A 16777-nucleotide genomic window follows, 5' to 3' on the forward strand; every position below is an offset into this window, starting at 1 on the left:
GGATGAATCAAGGCTATGGATCTTAAATCGCAGTGCACTCAGACAATTTCGGGTAACGAAGAACTGAGCCCCGCCTTATTATTCAAAGAAATGGCAGACTGGTGTGAAGCCAACCATACCCAACATGATATTTATGGTGATGGACAAACTATCCAAGAATTTGAACAAAAAGTTGCGGATTTGCTGGGGTATGAAGCTGGCTTGTTTGTGATTTCTGGCACCATGACTCAGCCCACGGTTTTGGAGTTAGCGTGTAAACAAAAAAATAACCGTTTAGTTGCGATGCATGAGTCGAGTCATATCTTCCGTCATGAGAGACAAGGTTACCAACTACAAAATCGATTCGATATTCTCCCTGTCGGTAATGCTTTTAGAACGTGGAACGTTAGCGATTTACAAGCGTGGCCAGATGATATTGCCGCTGCGCTTTATGAGTTACCTATGCGCGAAATTGGTGGCCAGCTGCCATCTTGGGAGGAGCTAGAGGCCATAAAGGCTTATTGTAGAGAGGAGAATATCCACTTACATATGGATGGAGCTCGCTTATGGGAGTGTGCGGCTTATTACGGCAAGGCTTATCATGAGATTGCTCAAGGGTTCGATAGCACTTATGTCTCTTTGTATAAAGGCATCAACGGTCTTGGTGGCTCGATGCTGCTTGGTGATAAAGCCTTTATTGAACAGGCCTCGATGTGGATGAAAAGGCAGGGTGGTAATGTTTATCATCGAACGCCTTACATTGTCTCTGCTGCGATGCAGTTTGATCGCCGCATCGAAGCTATGCCGAGTTTGTTTGACCGGACTAAGCAGATATACCAAATATTTCAGGATTACCCTAAGTTCACATTAAATCCAACTGAGCCGCAAGCCAATATGCTGCATCTCTACTTGCCAGTGAGTTATGAGAATGCCGTTATTTTTCGTGATCGGCTAGCGGAAGAAAAAGGCATTTGGCTAGGGCACCCGCAAGTAACAGCGCTGCCTGAACAAGCAATGGTAGAGTGGTATGTCGGCGATCGGCTACTCAATATGGAAGATCATAAGCTGATCGAAATACTCGATTGGCTTGTTTCTGAAATCGGCTAGCTCGGCCTACTGTGAGCGACAATGAAAAATGGAGAGTCTACACTCTCCATTTTTGTTTTTTGAAAAGATAACGAGGGATTCTCGTTTTTACATTAGGCTGAAGCGGTTACATAGCGAGCTTTGGCTTTTAACGTGAAGTTAACTAACGCTATCAGTACTGGCACTTCAATCAGAGGGCCAATCACACCCGCGAACGCTTGGTCAGAATTGATACCAAATACAGCGATGGATACGGCGATTGCGAGCTCAAAATTATTGCCCGTTGCTGTGTAGGCAATGGATGCATTTTTGTCGTAAGGAATCCCCATTTTTTTACCGATAAAGAAGCTAATAAAGAACATCAAGACAAAGTAGATGGTTAATGGGATGGCAATGCGAACCACATCAAGTGGCAGCTCAACGATCATTTCGCCTTTTAAGCTAAACATTAGAACAATCGTACCGAGTAATGCGATCAAGGTCATCGGCGAGATGCGAGGGATAAAGACTTGGTTGTACCAATCCTCGCCTTTCAGCTTAACTAAGACTTCTCGGCTGACAAAACCGGCCATAAATGGAATACCTAGGTAGATCACAACGCTCTCAGCGATGTCAGACATAGAGATATCTACGACCATGCCTTCGTAACCAAAAACAGGCGGAAGAACAGTAATAAATAGCCATGCCATAAAGCTGTAGGTCACAATTTGGAACGCGCTGTTTAACGCGACAAGTGCAGCCCCATACTCTTTATTCCCCCCACCAATGTCGTTCCAAACTAAGACCATCGCAATACAGCGTGCAAGTCCGATAAGAATGATTCCAACCATATAGCCTGGGTGATCACCGAGGAAAGTCAGAGCCAGAACAAACATTAGGATCGGGCCGACAACCCAGTTCATTATCAAAGACAATGTGATGGCCTGCTTATCATGTGTTACTTGCCCTAGCAGTCGATAATTCACTTTTGCCAAGGGCGGGTACATCATCAAAATCAACCCAATAGCTAAGGGGATGTTGGTGCTGCCAACGGACATTGATTCATTCCATTGAGTCACTTGCGGGAACGCGTAGCCAATTCCTACGCCTACTAACATCGCTACGAATATCCATACAGTAAGGAATCGGTCTAAAAACCCGAGTTTCGGTTGATCACTTTGATGAGTCATACTAATTCTCTTTTCGTTTATCGTCGAAAGGCGATTTGTTTGGTTAAGCCAAACCATAAAATCAGGTACGGCTAAGAGTTATCTATTGATTGAGATGTTGCTAGTACTGGTAGTCTAAAACGAGTTCGTTTCAGTTTAGTTAAAGACGTTCGACAGCAAGTCTGCATAATCTTTTAGGCGAGTTCGATTGACGCGATAGCACATTTTAGGCGGCATAGGCTCGGCAGTGATCAGTTTGGATTGCTTAAGAATTCTGAGGTGTTCAGAGACTGTCGATTGCGCTAATCCGAGTTCGGAAACTAAATCACTGTTTAGGCAACCATTAGAATTATCTAACGTTATAAGGATTTTAAGGATACGAACCCTCGCAGGGTGGGAGAGTGCTTTAGCGAGTGAGGCGAATTCCTTTTCTTTATTAAGCTGCTCTTGATTAGCAGAAAAATCAATGACGCTGTTGTTGCAGGTATTGCTCATAATAAAGGGTCTTATAGTTAATCGTCGAATTGCGATTAAGTGTACTGCAAGCGCACACTTCGATCAATCACGCTGGGGGGTGTTTTTGTCAGAAAGTGTATTAGAAAAGAGAAGTTGGGACGGACAAATATGGAAACGCCCATCCCTTTTTAGGGGCGGGCGTCATCTCGCGTTACATATATTGATTGATGTAAACATCGACCAAAAACATGAACACAGGAATGGTACTGAGAATTCCGAAACCAACGATAGGAATCCAGTTACTCATTTTCTTCTTGGGTTTCTGTGAGTTACTCATAATGTTCTCATAAGTGGTTCTATTGAGCTCACCACAGTATATCAGTCGTGACCTTATGATTCCTTGATGATGACTGAAAAATACTAACTGAACGGCTTTTTTCGTCATCGTATAGGACGGTCAAATAGATCACGCACGTTGAATTTGTTCGCGTGTTAATAATAGGTTCATGTTCGATTGGGTAACCTAGATACGAGAATGGGGTTAATCGTCTACGAAATTAATTAAAATCAATAGGATAACGAACATCTGCTAGTGTTATCGATTGAATTAGAATGTCATAATCCAACATTCATAATGGACGGAATGAATATAAGAAGACGTGGAATGTTTAAGATTGAAACGAATCGTTTAATTTTGAGGGACTTTCATACGGGTGATGCCAACGCCTATGTGCAACTCACCCAAGATAAAAAGTATCAAAGGTTCTACAGCGAAGAAGATTGCACCGCAGAAAAGTCGTTAGCATTGGTTCAAATGTTTACAGAACAAGCGAATGAGTCGCCAAGAAGCAAATTCCAATTGGCGATTACAGTGAAAGAAACCGGACAAGTCATCGGGACTTGTGGCATCCGTCTGGAAGGCAATCAACAAGCTTCCATGGGATGTGGAGTGGCAAGAAGCGCTCAAGGAACAGGGTATGCACTAGAAGCTGCATCAGCATTAATAGAGTTTGGCTTTAACTCCTTACATTGCCATCGAATTTACGCGGAAACCATTGCTGACAACAAAGCGGCTATTGCGTTGTGCCGTCACCTTGGTATGCGAGAAGAAGCCATTTTTAAAGAGCATCGTTACTTTAAGGATAAATGGTGGGACACCGCGATTTACGCATTTCTTAAGTCGGAATGGGAACAAAATCTAGCCGACTAAATTAGCCAGTTGGTTTGAGAAATATCGAATTACAGAGAGAGGTTGTATGAGAACGTTAGGTAATATTATTTGGTTTTTGTTTGGTGGCGTTTTTATGGGACTCGCATGGTGGTTCTTCGGGTTGCTGGCTTTCATCACCATCGTCGGAATACCGTGGGGCAGAGCGTGTTTTGTGATGGGAAATTTTTCATTTTTCCCATTTGGTCAGGAAGCCATTGCGCGAGATGAATTGACGAACGAAACGGATATCGGCACGAGCGGATTCGGCGTAGTAGGTAACGTGATTTGGTTCTTATTTGCAGGTATTTGGCTTGCTATTGGGCATATTGCGTCTGCAGTTGCCTGTTTCATTACTATCATTGGTATCCCTTTCGCTATTCAGCATCTAAAGCTAGCGTTGATTTCATTAGCTCCGATTGGCAAAACCGTTGTCGACCGTCGTGAGGCAGAAGCCGCTCGGGTTTCTAATTACCACCGAAATCGTTAAAAATGGGATGGCTGTGCCGCGATAATGGCAAGACGAAGCGCAGCCAAGCTCTAACTAAATCAGGTCTCAGATCATTGTATAAATTGCGGTAAGCGCTTGTGTTACTTAGATGTGTTCTAGAATTATGTTTTCACAGTATAAAAGTCGAGGTCGATGAATGAAGCAGTATGAAGGCAAAATGGTTGAGTTTATTTCGAGTAAAATGCTCACCGACGCTGCTCATGATTTGAGTCATATCCTAAGAGTGGTTAAAACAGCTAAGCAATTGTGTGCCGCTGAGCAGGCAGCCTATGAAGTAGTGGTTCCCGCCGCTTATCTTCATGATTGTTTTACCTTCCCTAAGAACCACCCTAAACGAAATCAAAGTTCTACTTACGCAGCCGATATGGCGATAGAATTTCTTTCGAGTATCGATTATCCCGAGCAGTATTTTCCTAATATTCACCATGCCATTGTCTCGCATAGCTACAGTGCGAATACCCCACCAGAAACATTAGAAGCCAAAATAGTTCAAGATGCAGATAGACTCGATGCGTTAGGGGCGGTTGGTATTGCTCGCTGTGTTCAGGTTAGTACCGCGCTTGGACGAACTCTCTATTCGCTCGATGATGCATTTTGCGAGCAACGAACACCGGATGATAAAACTTATACCATCGATCATTTTTATATCAAATTGCTCCACTTAGCCTCAACCATGAATACGTTGTCAGCAACCGAAGAAGCCAGCAAGCGTACCCAATTTATGAAGGGGTATTTAGAGCAGCTGGCTTCAGAAATCTAAGGCTATTTGGTAGGGATGATTTGATAGATATTGCCATTATCCGTGCTGAAGTATATATGATCGTCAGGGCTAATCGTAATATCTCGGATTCGCTCATTTAAGTCTTCAAACAATCGCTGCTCTTCGGTGAGGGTTTGAGAACCCGAAATCTCTATGACGTTGATATGGGTAAGTTTCAAAGCGCCCGCTAGTAACTTCCCGTTTAGATCTGGATAGTTGTTGCCTCGATATAAAACCAAACTGCTTGGCGCGATCGACGGCACGTACACAAGAGATGGGCTGGTAATGCCGGGAAGCTCTTTCGCTTCTCCAACGGATATCGGCCCCCAGTATTCCTTACCGTGAGATGTCACGGGCCAGCCGTAGTTTTTCCCTTTGGAAATCAAGTTAATTTCATCTCCGCCTCTTGGCCCATGCTCTATCGCCCAAAGTTGATTTGTGGATTGGTCAAATACAATCCCTTGAGGGTTGCGATGTCCATAAGTCCATACTTCATCAGCGTACCCTTTGCGGTTCACAAAAGGGTTATCGTGCGGCACGCTGCCGTCTAGGTTAAGCCTTAGGATAGTTGCAGCGTGGTTTGACAAATCTTGCCCATAATCTCTTTCACCACGATCGCCTAGCGTCATGAAAAGGTGCTCATTATTGTCAAAGGCGATTCGGCTCCCAAAGTGGCGGCCAGTATCAGACTCGGCACTCGTCACAAGTAGGTCTGCCCATTGGCTGAGCGTTCCATTTTCATAGCGTGCATGAGCTAATGTTGTGGCTGCCCCTTCATTTGTCGTTCGACTATAGGTGAAATAAAGCTGGTGCTTGTCTTTAGGTGAGAGTGCGACATCCAATAGCCCTCCTTGTCCGCCGGCATTAACCTGCGGAACGTTAAACAACTTGCGACGTTGGCCGTCGGGAAGTGTGAGTTGATAAATGGCACCACTTTTCTCGGTAACAATCAGGGTTTGATTGTCGAGAAACTGTAACCCCCACGGGATATTGAACCCGCTAGCGATTTTAGAAACTTGGTAATCCGCACCGAAACTATGAAAGCTCAGTAGCGTTAGGAAAACAAAAAGAGGAAAGGTTTTCATCCATAAAGTCCTTTGTAGAAGACAACTGCATTAACTTTGGCACGAAACCGCCAGATAAAACACCGAAATATGTGAGCTGACTCTATAACCCTAATTTTACAAACGCCCATATGCAACTAAGATTTATCAATAGTGGAAAGGAACCACATACGTTATCGCGAATAATTAGAATTATGGCTAGGTATGGAGACTCAACATGAGTGCAGAGCGAACGGTAAACTGCTGGGATGAAAACACGAAACTGGAAATAGCTGGGTCAGGGCCCTATGAAGGCGCGAATGATATCCAACAACGAGTCGAAGCTGAGCGATACGAGGCGATACACAGCCGGACTCAAACTCAGAAAAAACATAAATCGGGTGTGTCTCCGTTTGTGTTTAATTTCTCGATGGCGATCATCGTCTGGTTCTTTACGGTGCTCGGCGCGAGCATTTGGTTAATTAACTACCCTGCGATAATGGTGCTGTTTTACATTTTGACCAGTGCGATTACTTATTCTGTCTACGCTTTTGATAAAGACGCGGCTCGCCAAGGGCACCGTGGTGTCAGCAATAGCATCCTTCACCTATTGTCTTTAATCGGTGGTTGGCCTGGGGCGCTGTTTGCGCAGTGTATGTTTAGTCACAAGTATCAAGACAAATGGTTTGCAAGTATGTTTTGGTGCTCGGTGATGGCGAACTTTGGGCTATTTGTCTGGACATTTACTGACACTGGGAATGGCTACTTATTATCGGCAGTGCATTATTTAAGAGTATTACTCAGCTAGCATTGGCTTAGATTGAGTAAATACGCAAGAAACAAAAAGCCCCACCTAATTTAGGTGGGGCTTTTTCATATGGGTAAGGTTAGTGTTGCGTTACTTTGAACACATGAGACCAAATGTCACCGTTACTTGCTTCGTCAACACCGTCCCAATCTGTAGCGCGTGAGAAACCTTTCAGTGTGAAATCAACACCGTCAGTTGCCACTATCGCTAGAGTATCAGTACCTGTGTTTTCACCGTCTGTTAGCGTTACCGTCACAAGATTCGTTGAATCGTCTACAGACCAAGTCATCTCCATGTCGTCTTGAGCAGTTAGGTATCGGCCGGTACCACTCGTTTCACCTTCAGCAAGTTCGTTGAATTGGAATGTCTCAAATTCATCGTTTTCGCCAGTCGTAGAGCTTGTGAAAGTAATGTTACGGTCGAAGTATTCAGTACTGAACGCTGCATTTTCATTTGTTTTACAATCGTCAATCGCGTCTAGGTAATCCTGCATGCTCGCCATCGTTACTGGTTGGTCAGCCTCATCATCCCACTCGGTATCACCTTGGTTACACTCATATACCCCTGGAAGTACATCAGTATTAGTAAAGGTGTTTGTCCAAATTTCATTCTCTTCTGGCTCGTAGAACGCAAAGGTGAGTTGACCATTTTCGTCATTTAGCAGAGCGAAGTAGTCAGAGACTTCAGTCTTAGCTTCATCGTAGTAAAGAACTAAGATACCATCGTCGTTGATGCCCCATGAGCGGCTACGAGGAATACCATTACGGTAGTCGTATGCAGAATAATCTGCATTGAATAGATAGCCACGTGTCTCACCGTTACTCTTGAAGTTGCTAATGGTTTGGTCAGCTACATCTTGCTCAGAGATAGTTGGTATACCACCAGTACACTCGTCGTAAGCTGATACTTTCGCTTTGAAACTGTCGTAGCTAGCGCCTTCTGCATCAGAGAAACCACAAACCGCGTCGTCAGTCAGTTCAACAGTATCAGACCAAATCCACTGTTGTGCGCCTTCGTCAGTGGTTGTTTCTGTTTCGTAGAACTTCAGAGACCATGTGTCAGTACCCTGTTCAACCAACGCCCAGTACCACTTGTAGTCATCTTCAGGGTACGAGATTACAACGTAACCATCTTCAATTGCCCAGTTATCGGTGTAAGTATCACCACTATTACCTTTAGTAACAGTTACAGTGTTGTCCGCGTGGAAGTAGTAATCACGAGTATCGCCATCGCCTCTTACACGTTTGAAGTTTTGCTCTGAAACCATCTCGCTGGTGATAGCAGTTGCACCGCCACATGCAGTGATTGCAGACTCAAATTGCTCAAATGTAGCAGAACCATCATCGTCATCATCTTCAGTCGTACACTTAGATACAGGTACATCTGAAGCTGCTAAAAATGCATCTCTCGCTGTTTCATTAAAGAATACAGATTCGTCTTCTTCTGGTACGCCAGCTTTCTCAAGAGAACCTAAGTGAAGCTTGCCTTCGAAAACGCTGAATAGTACATGAGCAGAATCTTGGTCAAACTTCTCTCCCCATGCTTCTAGAGCGGCATCAGGAACGGTGAATAGAATAAACTCTTCACCGTTTTGTGACTCTAGCGTCCAAGTTGAAGAAGCGACACGTACTGCTTCTCCGTCAGACCAGTTCATAGAGTAAAAATTAGCCGTGTTGTCAGTGACAAGTTCAACGGTCACATCCCAGCCTACAGCGGCACCAACAAAAGTATTCGGATCAGCGACTTCTCCAACACTCGTAGCAACTTGGATCTCTGCTAGAGACGTACCGTCAGGTCCACTCGTTTCGTTTTCACCACGAAGTACCCAAGGGCTCCAATTTGTCCATAAGTAGTAAGCGTCATTTTGTGGAGCAAAAGTTAGTACAGTGCTTTGTGAACCTTCTGGATACGTAGCAGTTTCATCCTCTACAAAATCAAGACCAAAGCTATTTTCACTAACATTGAGACCACTTAAATCAACAAGGCTACCCGTTGCAGAATAAGCAATATTAGGGAACTCAGTCGGGTATGCCGTTAGCGAGTCACTTGAAGAAAGATCGATCGTGTAAACTTCAGGGATCGCAGTCCAGCCATCGTCAGTCAATTGGTAATCTGAGTCTGAATCAGTAGGAACCGAAACTAACGAGCCATCAGATTTCAAGCGTTGTACTTGAGTTAATGACGCTGAATCACCGTTCACAGTGAAGGTTTCTACATATAGCTGCTCGATATCTTCTTCTTCGTCATCCCAAGTAGAGTAGAAGCTGCCACTTGTTTGTAAGAATTCGATAACTTCTGCAATATCCGATATGCCAACCGTTGGATCTGTAGGATCAACATCCACTTCATCTTCAACACCGTCACCATCATCATCAGTATCGGTATTATTGCCCACACCGTCACCGTCAGTATCAAGGTGTTCGTTAGGATCTAAGTCGAAGGCATCATCTTCGTCTAAGTAACCGTCATTGTCGTCATCAGTGTCGGCATTGTTACCGATCTTGTCACCGTCAGTATCGACAGATTCTGTTGGATCTAATGCGAATGCGTCATCTTCATCGGCAACACCGTCACCATCGTCATCAGTATCGGCATTGTTACCAGTACCGTCACCATCGGTGTCTAGAGATTCCGTAGGGTCGAAATCGAATGCGTCATCGATATCAAGTACGCCATCGTTGTCATCATCGAGATCAGCAACGTCGCCTTTTCCATCTAGATCTGAATCTAAGTGTTCTGCTTTGTTGAATGGAAGAGCATCGACGTCATCGTTGTAACCATCGTTATCATCATCATCGTCTAAGGTTTGATCACCTAGACCATCTTCATCGAAATCAGACCAGTTTTCTGCGTCATCTTTGAAGGCATCATCAGTGTCTGCGACGCCATCTTTATCGCTATCAATATCCGCTTCACCTGATTTGTTGAATACAACGTCATCTAGGTTTTGGCTATCGTCTTCGATAACTGTTTTGATTTTTTGGTTAACAGTCGCGATGTTATCTAGCAACTCGTTCGTGCCATCGTCATCATTTGCTGCTGTTTCTAAGTCATCAGTGGTTTCTGGAAGTACACCTGCAGCGACAATACTACGAGCGCCAAATGCAGCTTCTGTATTGTTTTCTTCTTTGTAATCACTTAATACGGCATCTTCTTCGATACCTAGCTCTAAAGCGACATTTTGAACCGCGGTATCTATGTCTTCAGCTTGGCCAGATTCAAGTTGTACGTGAACAAGTGTCGATAGAGGGGTGACATCTTGCTGGCCTGCTGGAGCTGACATCACGTAGTCACTCGCTACAGCATTACCGGTATCTTCATCGATAGTTTCACCTTTAATCGCACGTACGACTACAGCGTATTGCTCTGGGTTTTCAATACCATCAACGTTTAAATTGGCTTTACCACCATCACCTGACGTAGCGGTCGGTTCGCCATCATCAAGTTGGAAGTTTCCGTTAAGATCTAGCCATACTTGCGCACCTTTTAGGTATCCGTCGATTGCGGTTACGCTATAAGAAGAGCTGCTGGCAGCATCACTTGAAGAACTCGAATCAGAGTCACTTCCACAACCCACTAAGCCAACTGACGCTGTTAGTCCTAGTGCTATCACTAATTTATTTTGCTTCATTAGTTTTCCCTAATATTACCAATGCAAATGGTTCGACCGGAAACATAAATTAGAGAGAAGTGATATTCAACGGAGTACTTTCGATTGAATTTTGGATATGAATCTTAACCTTTGGGTGATTTTAACGAGAGGTGTGCTTTATAAGTGATCGCTAATTGACTGAGATGTAAAAAGTTATCATTAGAATTATCATTAAACAGGGTGTCATGCTGAAAAGTTAGTGGGATGTTAATTTGTTATGTTACAGAGCTTCGTATTGTTTTTTGTGTGATCAATATCACCAAATTACCACTTCTATTGACAATGTCATGACAATTATTTAAGGGTGGTATCTCTTTGGGTGGTTTGACCAATGGGTAGGGAGGGGAAGTTGAGTTCATTTGCGGAAAAATGCTCTTACGTGGTAAGAGCATTTTATAGCAGGGATGTCGAAGAGTATGTATTAGATGGCTAACTGAAACCAACCTTTAAGGTCGCTAACGACATTATTTAGCATTACATTGCAGCTTCAAAAATGGCTGAAATCTCTTCATGAGTTGCTTGTTTCGGGTTAGTGAAGCCACACGCGTCTTTCAGTGCGTTGTCTGCAAGAATAGAAATATCTTCAGACTTAGCACCTAGATCTTTCAGGCCTGCAGGAATGCCTACGGCCTTAGATAGTTCCATGATTGACTCTAATGCTGCTTCTGCACCTTGCTCTGCTGTCATGTTTTCAACATCAACGCCCATTGCTTTTGCCACATCTCGTAGACGCTCAGGGCATACTTGTGCGTTGTAGCGCTGTACATGAGGAAGAAGAACCGCATTACAAACACCATGAGGTAGGTCGTAGAAACCGCCAAGTTGGTGTGCCATGGCATGAACGTAACCAAGTGATGCGTTGTTGAATGCCATACCTGCCATGAACTGCGCGTAAGCCATTTGCTCACGGGCTTCAATATCTTCACCATTACTTACCGCTGTGCGTAGGTGAGCTTGGATCAATTCAATCGCTTTAATTGCAACAGCATCGGTAATTGGCGTTGCTGCAATTGATACGTAAGCTTCGACAGCGTGAGTTAATGCATCCATCCCCGTCGCTGCAGTTAATGAAGCTGGTTTTGCAAGCATGAGTTCAGGATCGTTCACTGAAATGAGTGGAGTCGTATGTTTGTCTACAATTGCCATTTTGATGTGGCGTTCTTCATCTGTGATGATGCAGAATCGTGTCATTTCTGATGCAGTACCTGCAGTCGTGTTAATAGCGATAAGCGGCATCATAGGTTTTGCTGATTGATCGACGCCTTCGTAGTCACCGATTTTTCCGCCATTGCTTGCTACAAGCGCAATACCTTTCGCACAGTCGTGTGGCGAACCGCCACCTAATGAAATAACAAAGTCGCAGTCGTTTTCTTGAAGTAATGCCAGTCCAGCATTAACGTTGCCAATGGTTGGGTTTGGTTGGGTTCCGTCAAAAACAACAGTGTCGACGCTGCGTGCTTCGAGCAGTTGCTGAACCTGGCCAACGACACCGATTTGGTTTAGTACTTTATCAGTAACGATAAGTCCTTTTTTAAAGCCTTGAGATTGAATACTGTCCATCGCGTCTGTTAGACAGCCAGCACCCATAAGATTGATTGTAGGGATAAAAAATGCACTCGCCATTGGAATACTCCGTAAATATTATGTTTTGAATTGCAGTTATCATCGCTAGTCCATGTAAATAAAATATTGATCTAAAACAACAATCAAAACCAATATACCTCTTTGTGGTTATGCTTGTGATATTCATCATGTAGCAAACGTTTAGCTAATGTCACTTTCTAGATATTGATTTAGTAAATGCTTTAGTAGGGGATGTACCGTTTTCAATGCGGATAGAATTTAAAAAGCCCAGCGAGAGCTGGGCCTTTGAATTTTTGATTTTGGGGCAGATAACTGATTACGAATCGGAGAGAGAGTCACCGTCTTGTTCGTGCTCTTCTACTTCGGATTGGTCGATACTTTCCTGCGATTCGTCATCATCGTAATACTTCACTAAAAAGGGTGTCAGCATGACAGATGAGGGTAGGAAATGCTTCATAGACTAAACTCCTCGCGTTGAATTTCCTTCATCCTATAAACCTTCAAAGTGACAAAAGATGTTCTCGATCATGCCTGCGTTTAGATTATGCACTTGAGGCATATGTTTGGTCGAAAGTTGCTAGTTTTGTCACGTTATCAACGATAAATCTCATCCCAAGGTGGTGTGCCTTGACCTAGCTTGGCATGGAGGAAGTCAACGAACACCCTAACTTTTAACGGTAAGTATTTTCGCTCTGGGAACATAGCGTAGATTGAATGTTCCGGTAAAGGAAACCCTTTTAATATAGGCTTTAGTTTTTTCGATGCGATGTCTTTGCCAACTAAAAAGGTGGGGAGCTGAGCAATGCCTAATCCCGAAAGTAGCGCTTGTCGAATGGCTTCACTGTTGTTGACCTTGAGGTTTCCTTTGGGAAGCACCTTAACCCTATCCGTTGGGCCATCAAACGACCATTCACTCCCGCCCTTAAAGTAGGAATACTGTAGGCAGTTATGATTGACTAAGTCACTTGGCTTCTCTGGTTCACCGTGCTTCTCAAGATAGAGCTCTGAAGCACATAACATGCTGTAGCAGGGGGCAATACGTTTTGCGACTAAGTTTGAATCAGGTAGGTTTCCAATTCGAATCGCCATGTCGAAGCCGCCTTCAATCAAATCGACCATTTGATCCTCTAGCGAAAGGTTAATCTCGACTTGCGGGTGCTCTTCAAGAAATTCAGCGATTAACGGAGCGATATGAAGCACGCCAAAAGACATGGGAGCTGTAATAGATAGCTTGCCTTGAGGGGAGCCTTGTAGCTCGCTAACGGCGTCCAGCCCTTCTTTCGCTAATGTATTCGCTTGTGATGCGTAATCGTAATAGCGAAGTCCTGCTTCTGTCAGGTTGAGCCTTCGAGTGGTTCGGTTGAGTAGCCTAGTACCAAGTTGATCTTCTAGCTGGTTGATGCGCTTACTGACCGCAGACTTAGTAAGATTGAGTTTTTCGGCAGCAAGTGAGAAGCTGCCGCATTCGACAACGGTGACAAAAACAGGAATACAAGAAAAGTGATTCATAAATTTAGTTGACCAAAACTCAACAATAAGTTTCTTTTAGTGAGTATTATCAATGAATATAAAACAATTTAAACTTAGCTCCAATTAGATAAGGAACAAATATGAAGTACGATTGGATCTTTTTTGATGCGGATGAAACCTTGTTTCACTTTGACTCTTTCAAAGGCATGCAGTTAATGTTTTCTCGATTTGGAATTGAATTTTCTAAGCAGGATTATCATGACTACCAACAAGTCAACTTGCCTTTATGGGTGGATTACCAAAATGGCGTCATTGATGCCCATCAGTTGAAACATACCCGATTTGAAATATGGGCAAAGAAATTAGAAACGACGACTGCAGAGTTAAACACCGCATTTTTGGCCGCAATGGCGGACATCTGTACTTTATTACCTGGCGCGAAAGAGCTGATTGAATCTCTTCATGGCAAAGTCAATATGGGAATTATTACCAATGGCTTTACCGAGCTTCAAGCGATCCGTTTAGAAAAGATGGGAATGACCGATTACTTTAAGCATGTGATCATTTCCGAAGAAGTGGGTATTGCTAAGCCTGATGCCGGTATTTTTTCTCATGCTCATCGAGTTGTTGGCGAGCCAGAAAAGCAAAGAATGTTAATGGTGGGGGATAACCCGCATTCCGATATTCTTGGCGGGATGAATTTTGGCATTGAAACTTGTTGGTTAAATACCGCAGAAAGTGAAGCCCCTGAAGGGGTCAAACCTAGCTATCAAGTGACTTGTCTTAAAGAACTACAAGGGATTTTACTCGGTTAGTTTGCCTGTATGTTCTATGATTTTGGCGTACTCAATGTGTGCGCCATCTCTGCCTTTCCTTTTCACTTTATATAGCGCCTCATCTGCTTGATGCAGCATGCCTTCGTTAGAATAATGACCCAACATATGGTTTGGGAACACCGCGCCTCCGATAGACAGTGTGAGATGATCGCTACATAGCGAGCTCTTGTGCTCTATCATTTGAGCTTTGACTGAAAAAAGTAAGTCTTTTATTTTGGTTTCAAGTAAAGGCTTTGATTGAGCCTTAGACAAAATAAGAAATTCATCCCCCCCATAACGGAAAACTTTATCGTACCTTTCGTCGAAACAGCGCTTGAGTAATGTGGCGACTTGAACCAACACTTCGTCACCGCGCACATGCCCATAGCTATCATTGAACTGTTTGTAGTAGTCGATATCAATCAAAAGTACCGATAGCGAGTGCTCCTGTCGGTTTTCATTACGCCAACGGTCTAACGAACGGTTCAGTGACAAGCGGTTCAATAAACCACTTAATGGATCAATTTGTACGAGCGCCTTGAGTTCTTTTTTCTGAGCTTCTAACTGCTTTTTTTGAAGCTTATTCTGAATGTCGATGGCGATGTATGAACACAAATGCTTGACCAAGGAAAAGTGATAATCCTGATACGCGTGGTGTTGATGCGTTTGAATCGTTAGCACGCCAAGTACCGAATTCTCCAGTATTAAAGGGACCATGATAACCGACGGGTAGTCTTCATCTGTCTTGCCGACAAAGGCTTGCTCGGTAGGTGTTTTGTCTAGCAGCTGATTTAATACTGATGACGAGAACTGCCCATGAATATAGGGCGTCTTGTTGTTGATGCAATAGGTACTCAGCGTCGATTCATTAGAACATTGAATCGAGAATGGTGGCAGCAACTCTCCTAAATCGACAAACTGGTTGTACTCCAAAACATTATTGAATGGGTCATACATTCCAATGGCTAGGCAGTCTACTGGCATGATGGTATTAAGATCTTTATATAACCTCATTACCATATCCGTGAAGTCTGCGTGTGAACTTAGGTATTCACCAAATGAGGAAATCAGAGTTAAGTTTTTAGCAAGCGACTGAGCATTTTCTAATTCAGGCCTTTCCGAGTGTAATCGATAGAGCTGAGAAACGGCTTTATGGTTACTGTCTGAGTGCTGTTGTAGCGCTTTTGATTGCAGCTCAAACGCTTGAGCCACCATCCGGTGCTTTTTCTTGAGGTCATGTTCATATTGGCTGAGCGTAACCAATACCTCTGCAAAAAACTTGAGCGAAGCCGAGTCACTGTATTGTTCTGTCAGTTCAATGGCTTGGCTAAGGTAAGGCTCAAGCTTGTTGAAGTGTTGATGTTCGACGGCACAAGCGCAGTACTCTTTTAAGGTACAGATTAGAAAGAACGTTTCATTAAGCGATCTGGCACATTCTATCGCACGGGTAAACGCGTTCAATGCTGCGTTAATATCCTGATTTATTTCCAAGTGGGAAGCATAGGCGCTGAAATAAAAATATTCGCCGATCACGTTCGGATATTGCTTCAGTGCGTTTCGATACAAGGCAAATAGCTCGTCAGCTTTTTGGTAGTTGCCGAGTTTAGTGTTGACGAACGCTAAGTTGCTCAGAACGGGCATTGAGGTGATAGAACTTGGCTCGGAATTTTGTTTGAACGCGAGGTCAAAGTAATAGTGTGCTTTGGAGTAATCCTCAGTTTCAAGAAAGATGTAACCGAGGTTGTTGTCTATGCGACAAGTCAGTTTGTCATTGCCTAACGAATGACACTCTCGAGCTTTTGTAAAAGCGACAATGGCTTCGGAGTAGCTGCTTAATCGAACCAAAGCGACACCTACTCCGTATTCTACATAGTATTTCATCCCTGGTATTTCGCTGTTGTTACAACGGCTTAACGCGGTAGCAAACTTATTCAGAGCCTCTGGGATGAGACCTTCCCTGAGTGTGCGAAAACCTTGGAAAAAGAATGTTACTGAACCAGGAATGCTGAGCTCTCTCACAAGGGCTTCATGTTCCAATTCCGATTGAATGCATTGTATCTGCTGGGCACTTGCTGCCTCAATTACATCGTTGAGTCGCTGACATATAGAGTGGACAAAATGCTGAGCAGGCTTCATAAATCAAATACACGGGAAGAGTAGAAAGATAGATATTGTGCGTCGTATTGTATGTGGTGAAAAGTTAAACCTATCATTTATTCCGATGGGAGGTATGATACGCGCTGCTTGATAAGCACTTT

At 43.7% G+C, this 16777-nt stretch carries 15 protein-coding genes; 6 read left to right on the forward strand and 9 right to left on the reverse strand.

What is annotated here, in order from left to right:
* The first annotated feature begins 15 nt into the window (after positions 1-15).
* Positions 16-1086 carry a threonine aldolase family protein gene (locus ACHUFI_RS19640; RefSeq protein WP_394252243.1) on the forward strand — a complete coding sequence of 357 codons (1071 nt, stop codon included), beginning with the start codon at positions 16-18 and terminating at the stop codon, positions 1084-1086.
* Between the two features lie 92 nt (positions 1087-1178).
* Here the strand turns inward: ACHUFI_RS19640 and arsB are convergent, their stop codons facing one another.
* From arsB to ACHUFI_RS19655, 3 genes are all read right to left on the reverse strand, one after another.
* Positions 1179-2234 carry an ACR3 family arsenite efflux transporter gene (gene arsB, locus ACHUFI_RS19645; protein ID WP_394252245.1) on the reverse strand — a complete coding sequence of 352 codons (1056 nt, stop codon included), beginning with the start codon at positions 2232-2234 and terminating at the stop codon, positions 1179-1181.
* 135 nt (positions 2235-2369) lie between these two features.
* Positions 2370-2708 carry an ArsR/SmtB family transcription factor gene (locus ACHUFI_RS19650; RefSeq protein WP_394252247.1) on the reverse strand — a complete coding sequence of 113 codons (339 nt, stop codon included), beginning with the start codon at positions 2706-2708 and terminating at the stop codon, positions 2370-2372.
* Between the two features lie 172 nt (positions 2709-2880).
* The gene (locus tag ACHUFI_RS19655; RefSeq protein WP_394252249.1) at positions 2881-3006 is read right to left on the reverse strand and encodes a hypothetical protein; all 126 of its coding nucleotides are present in this window, start codon (positions 3004-3006) and stop codon (positions 2881-2883) included.
* A gap of 327 nt (positions 3007-3333) precedes the next feature.
* Between ACHUFI_RS19655 and ACHUFI_RS19660 the strand changes: the two genes are divergently transcribed.
* The 3 genes from ACHUFI_RS19660 to ACHUFI_RS19670 all read left to right on the forward strand — a co-directional run bounded on the left by ACHUFI_RS19660 (position 3334) and on the right by ACHUFI_RS19670 (position 5147).
* Positions 3334-3879, forward strand: a complete 546-nt coding sequence (locus ACHUFI_RS19660; protein ID WP_394252251.1) for a GNAT family N-acetyltransferase — start codon at positions 3334-3336, stop codon at positions 3877-3879.
* 46 nt (positions 3880-3925) lie between these two features.
* Entirely contained in the window at positions 3926-4366 is a 441-nt protein-coding gene (locus ACHUFI_RS19665; protein ID WP_394252253.1) for a YccF domain-containing protein, read from the forward strand.
* A gap of 157 nt (positions 4367-4523) precedes the next feature.
* On the forward strand, positions 4524-5147 hold the full coding sequence (locus tag ACHUFI_RS19670) for an HD domain-containing protein (protein ID WP_394252254.1): 624 nt from the start codon (positions 4524-4526) through the stop codon (positions 5145-5147).
* Positions 5148-5149: 2 nt separating this feature from the next.
* Here the strand turns inward: ACHUFI_RS19670 and ACHUFI_RS19675 are convergent, their stop codons facing one another.
* On the reverse strand, positions 5150-6232 hold the full coding sequence (locus tag ACHUFI_RS19675) for a PQQ-dependent sugar dehydrogenase (protein WP_394252255.1): 1083 nt from the start codon (positions 6230-6232) through the stop codon (positions 5150-5152).
* 196 nt (positions 6233-6428) lie between these two features.
* Here ACHUFI_RS19675 and ACHUFI_RS19680 point away from each other — a divergent pair, with 196 nt between their 5' ends.
* Positions 6429-6998, forward strand: coding sequence for a DUF1294 domain-containing protein (locus tag ACHUFI_RS19680; RefSeq protein ID WP_394252257.1), 570 nt, complete (start codon positions 6429-6431; stop codon positions 6996-6998).
* Positions 6999-7077: 79 nt separating this feature from the next.
* Here the strand turns inward: ACHUFI_RS19680 and ACHUFI_RS19685 are convergent, their stop codons facing one another.
* The 4 genes from ACHUFI_RS19685 to ACHUFI_RS19700 form a co-directional block, all read right to left on the reverse strand.
* Positions 7078-10629: a hypothetical protein gene (locus tag ACHUFI_RS19685; RefSeq protein ID WP_394252259.1), complete on the reverse strand. Its 3552-nt coding sequence runs from the start codon at positions 10627-10629 to the stop codon at positions 7078-7080.
* 495 nt (positions 10630-11124) lie between these two features.
* Positions 11125-12273, reverse strand: coding sequence for an L-threonine dehydrogenase (gene yiaY / locus ACHUFI_RS19690; protein ID WP_394252261.1), 1149 nt, complete (start codon positions 12271-12273; stop codon positions 11125-11127).
* A gap of 277 nt (positions 12274-12550) precedes the next feature.
* On the reverse strand, positions 12551-12691 hold the full coding sequence (locus ACHUFI_RS19695; RefSeq protein ID WP_394252263.1) for a hypothetical protein: 141 nt from the start codon (positions 12689-12691) through the stop codon (positions 12551-12553).
* A 137-nt stretch (positions 12692-12828) separates the two neighbouring features.
* Positions 12829-13743, reverse strand: coding sequence for a LysR family transcriptional regulator (locus ACHUFI_RS19700; RefSeq protein ID WP_394252265.1), 915 nt, complete (start codon positions 13741-13743; stop codon positions 12829-12831).
* A gap of 101 nt (positions 13744-13844) precedes the next feature.
* Here ACHUFI_RS19700 and yjjG point away from each other — a divergent pair, with 101 nt between their 5' ends.
* A complete protein-coding gene (yjjG, locus tag ACHUFI_RS19705) occupies positions 13845-14519 on the forward strand; it encodes a pyrimidine 5'-nucleotidase (protein ID WP_394252267.1) in 675 nt (224 codons plus the stop codon).
* Here yjjG and ACHUFI_RS19710 read toward each other — a convergent pair.
* Entirely contained in the window at positions 14508-16655 is a 2148-nt protein-coding gene (locus ACHUFI_RS19710; RefSeq protein WP_394252269.1) for a diguanylate cyclase domain-containing protein, read from the reverse strand. The genes yjjG and ACHUFI_RS19710 overlap by 12 nt on opposite strands.
* Positions 16656-16777 lie beyond the last annotated feature (122 nt).

Origin of the sequence: Vibrio profundi (genome assembly GCF_043642225.1) — a bacterium.
Lineage (GTDB): Bacteria > Pseudomonadota > Gammaproteobacteria > Enterobacterales > Vibrionaceae > Vibrio > Vibrio profundi_A.

Coding starts and splice junctions, on each gene's coding strand:
- ACHUFI_RS19640 (WP_394252243.1), top strand. CDS start 16: ATGGATCTTAAATCGCAGTGCACTCAGACAATTTCGGGTAACGAAGAA.
- arsB (WP_394252245.1), bottom strand. CDS start 2,234: ATGACTCATCAAAGTGATCAACCGAAACTCGGGTTTTTAGACCGATTC.
- ACHUFI_RS19650 (WP_394252247.1), bottom strand. CDS start 2,708: ATGAGCAATACCTGCAACAACAGCGTCATTGATTTTTCTGCTAATCAA.
- ACHUFI_RS19655 (WP_394252249.1), bottom strand. CDS start 3,006: ATGAGTAACTCACAGAAACCCAAGAAGAAAATGAGTAACTGGATTCCT.
- ACHUFI_RS19660 (WP_394252251.1), top strand. CDS start 3,334: ATGTTTAAGATTGAAACGAATCGTTTAATTTTGAGGGACTTTCATACG.
- ACHUFI_RS19665 (WP_394252253.1), top strand. CDS start 3,926: ATGAGAACGTTAGGTAATATTATTTGGTTTTTGTTTGGTGGCGTTTTT.
- ACHUFI_RS19670 (WP_394252254.1), top strand. CDS start 4,524: ATGAAGCAGTATGAAGGCAAAATGGTTGAGTTTATTTCGAGTAAAATG.
- ACHUFI_RS19675 (WP_394252255.1), bottom strand. CDS start 6,232: ATGAAAACCTTTCCTCTTTTTGTTTTCCTAACGCTACTGAGCTTTCAT.
- ACHUFI_RS19680 (WP_394252257.1), top strand. CDS start 6,429: ATGAGTGCAGAGCGAACGGTAAACTGCTGGGATGAAAACACGAAACTG.
- ACHUFI_RS19685 (WP_394252259.1), bottom strand. CDS start 10,629: ATGAAGCAAAATAAATTAGTGATAGCACTAGGACTAACAGCGTCAGTT.
- yiaY (WP_394252261.1), bottom strand. CDS start 12,273: ATGGCGAGTGCATTTTTTATCCCTACAATCAATCTTATGGGTGCTGGC.
- ACHUFI_RS19695 (WP_394252263.1), bottom strand. CDS start 12,691: ATGAAGCATTTCCTACCCTCATCTGTCATGCTGACACCCTTTTTAGTG.
- ACHUFI_RS19700 (WP_394252265.1), bottom strand. CDS start 13,743: ATGAATCACTTTTCTTGTATTCCTGTTTTTGTCACCGTTGTCGAATGC.
- yjjG (WP_394252267.1), top strand. CDS start 13,845: ATGAAGTACGATTGGATCTTTTTTGATGCGGATGAAACCTTGTTTCAC.
- ACHUFI_RS19710 (WP_394252269.1), bottom strand. CDS start 16,655: ATGAAGCCTGCTCAGCATTTTGTCCACTCTATATGTCAGCGACTCAAC.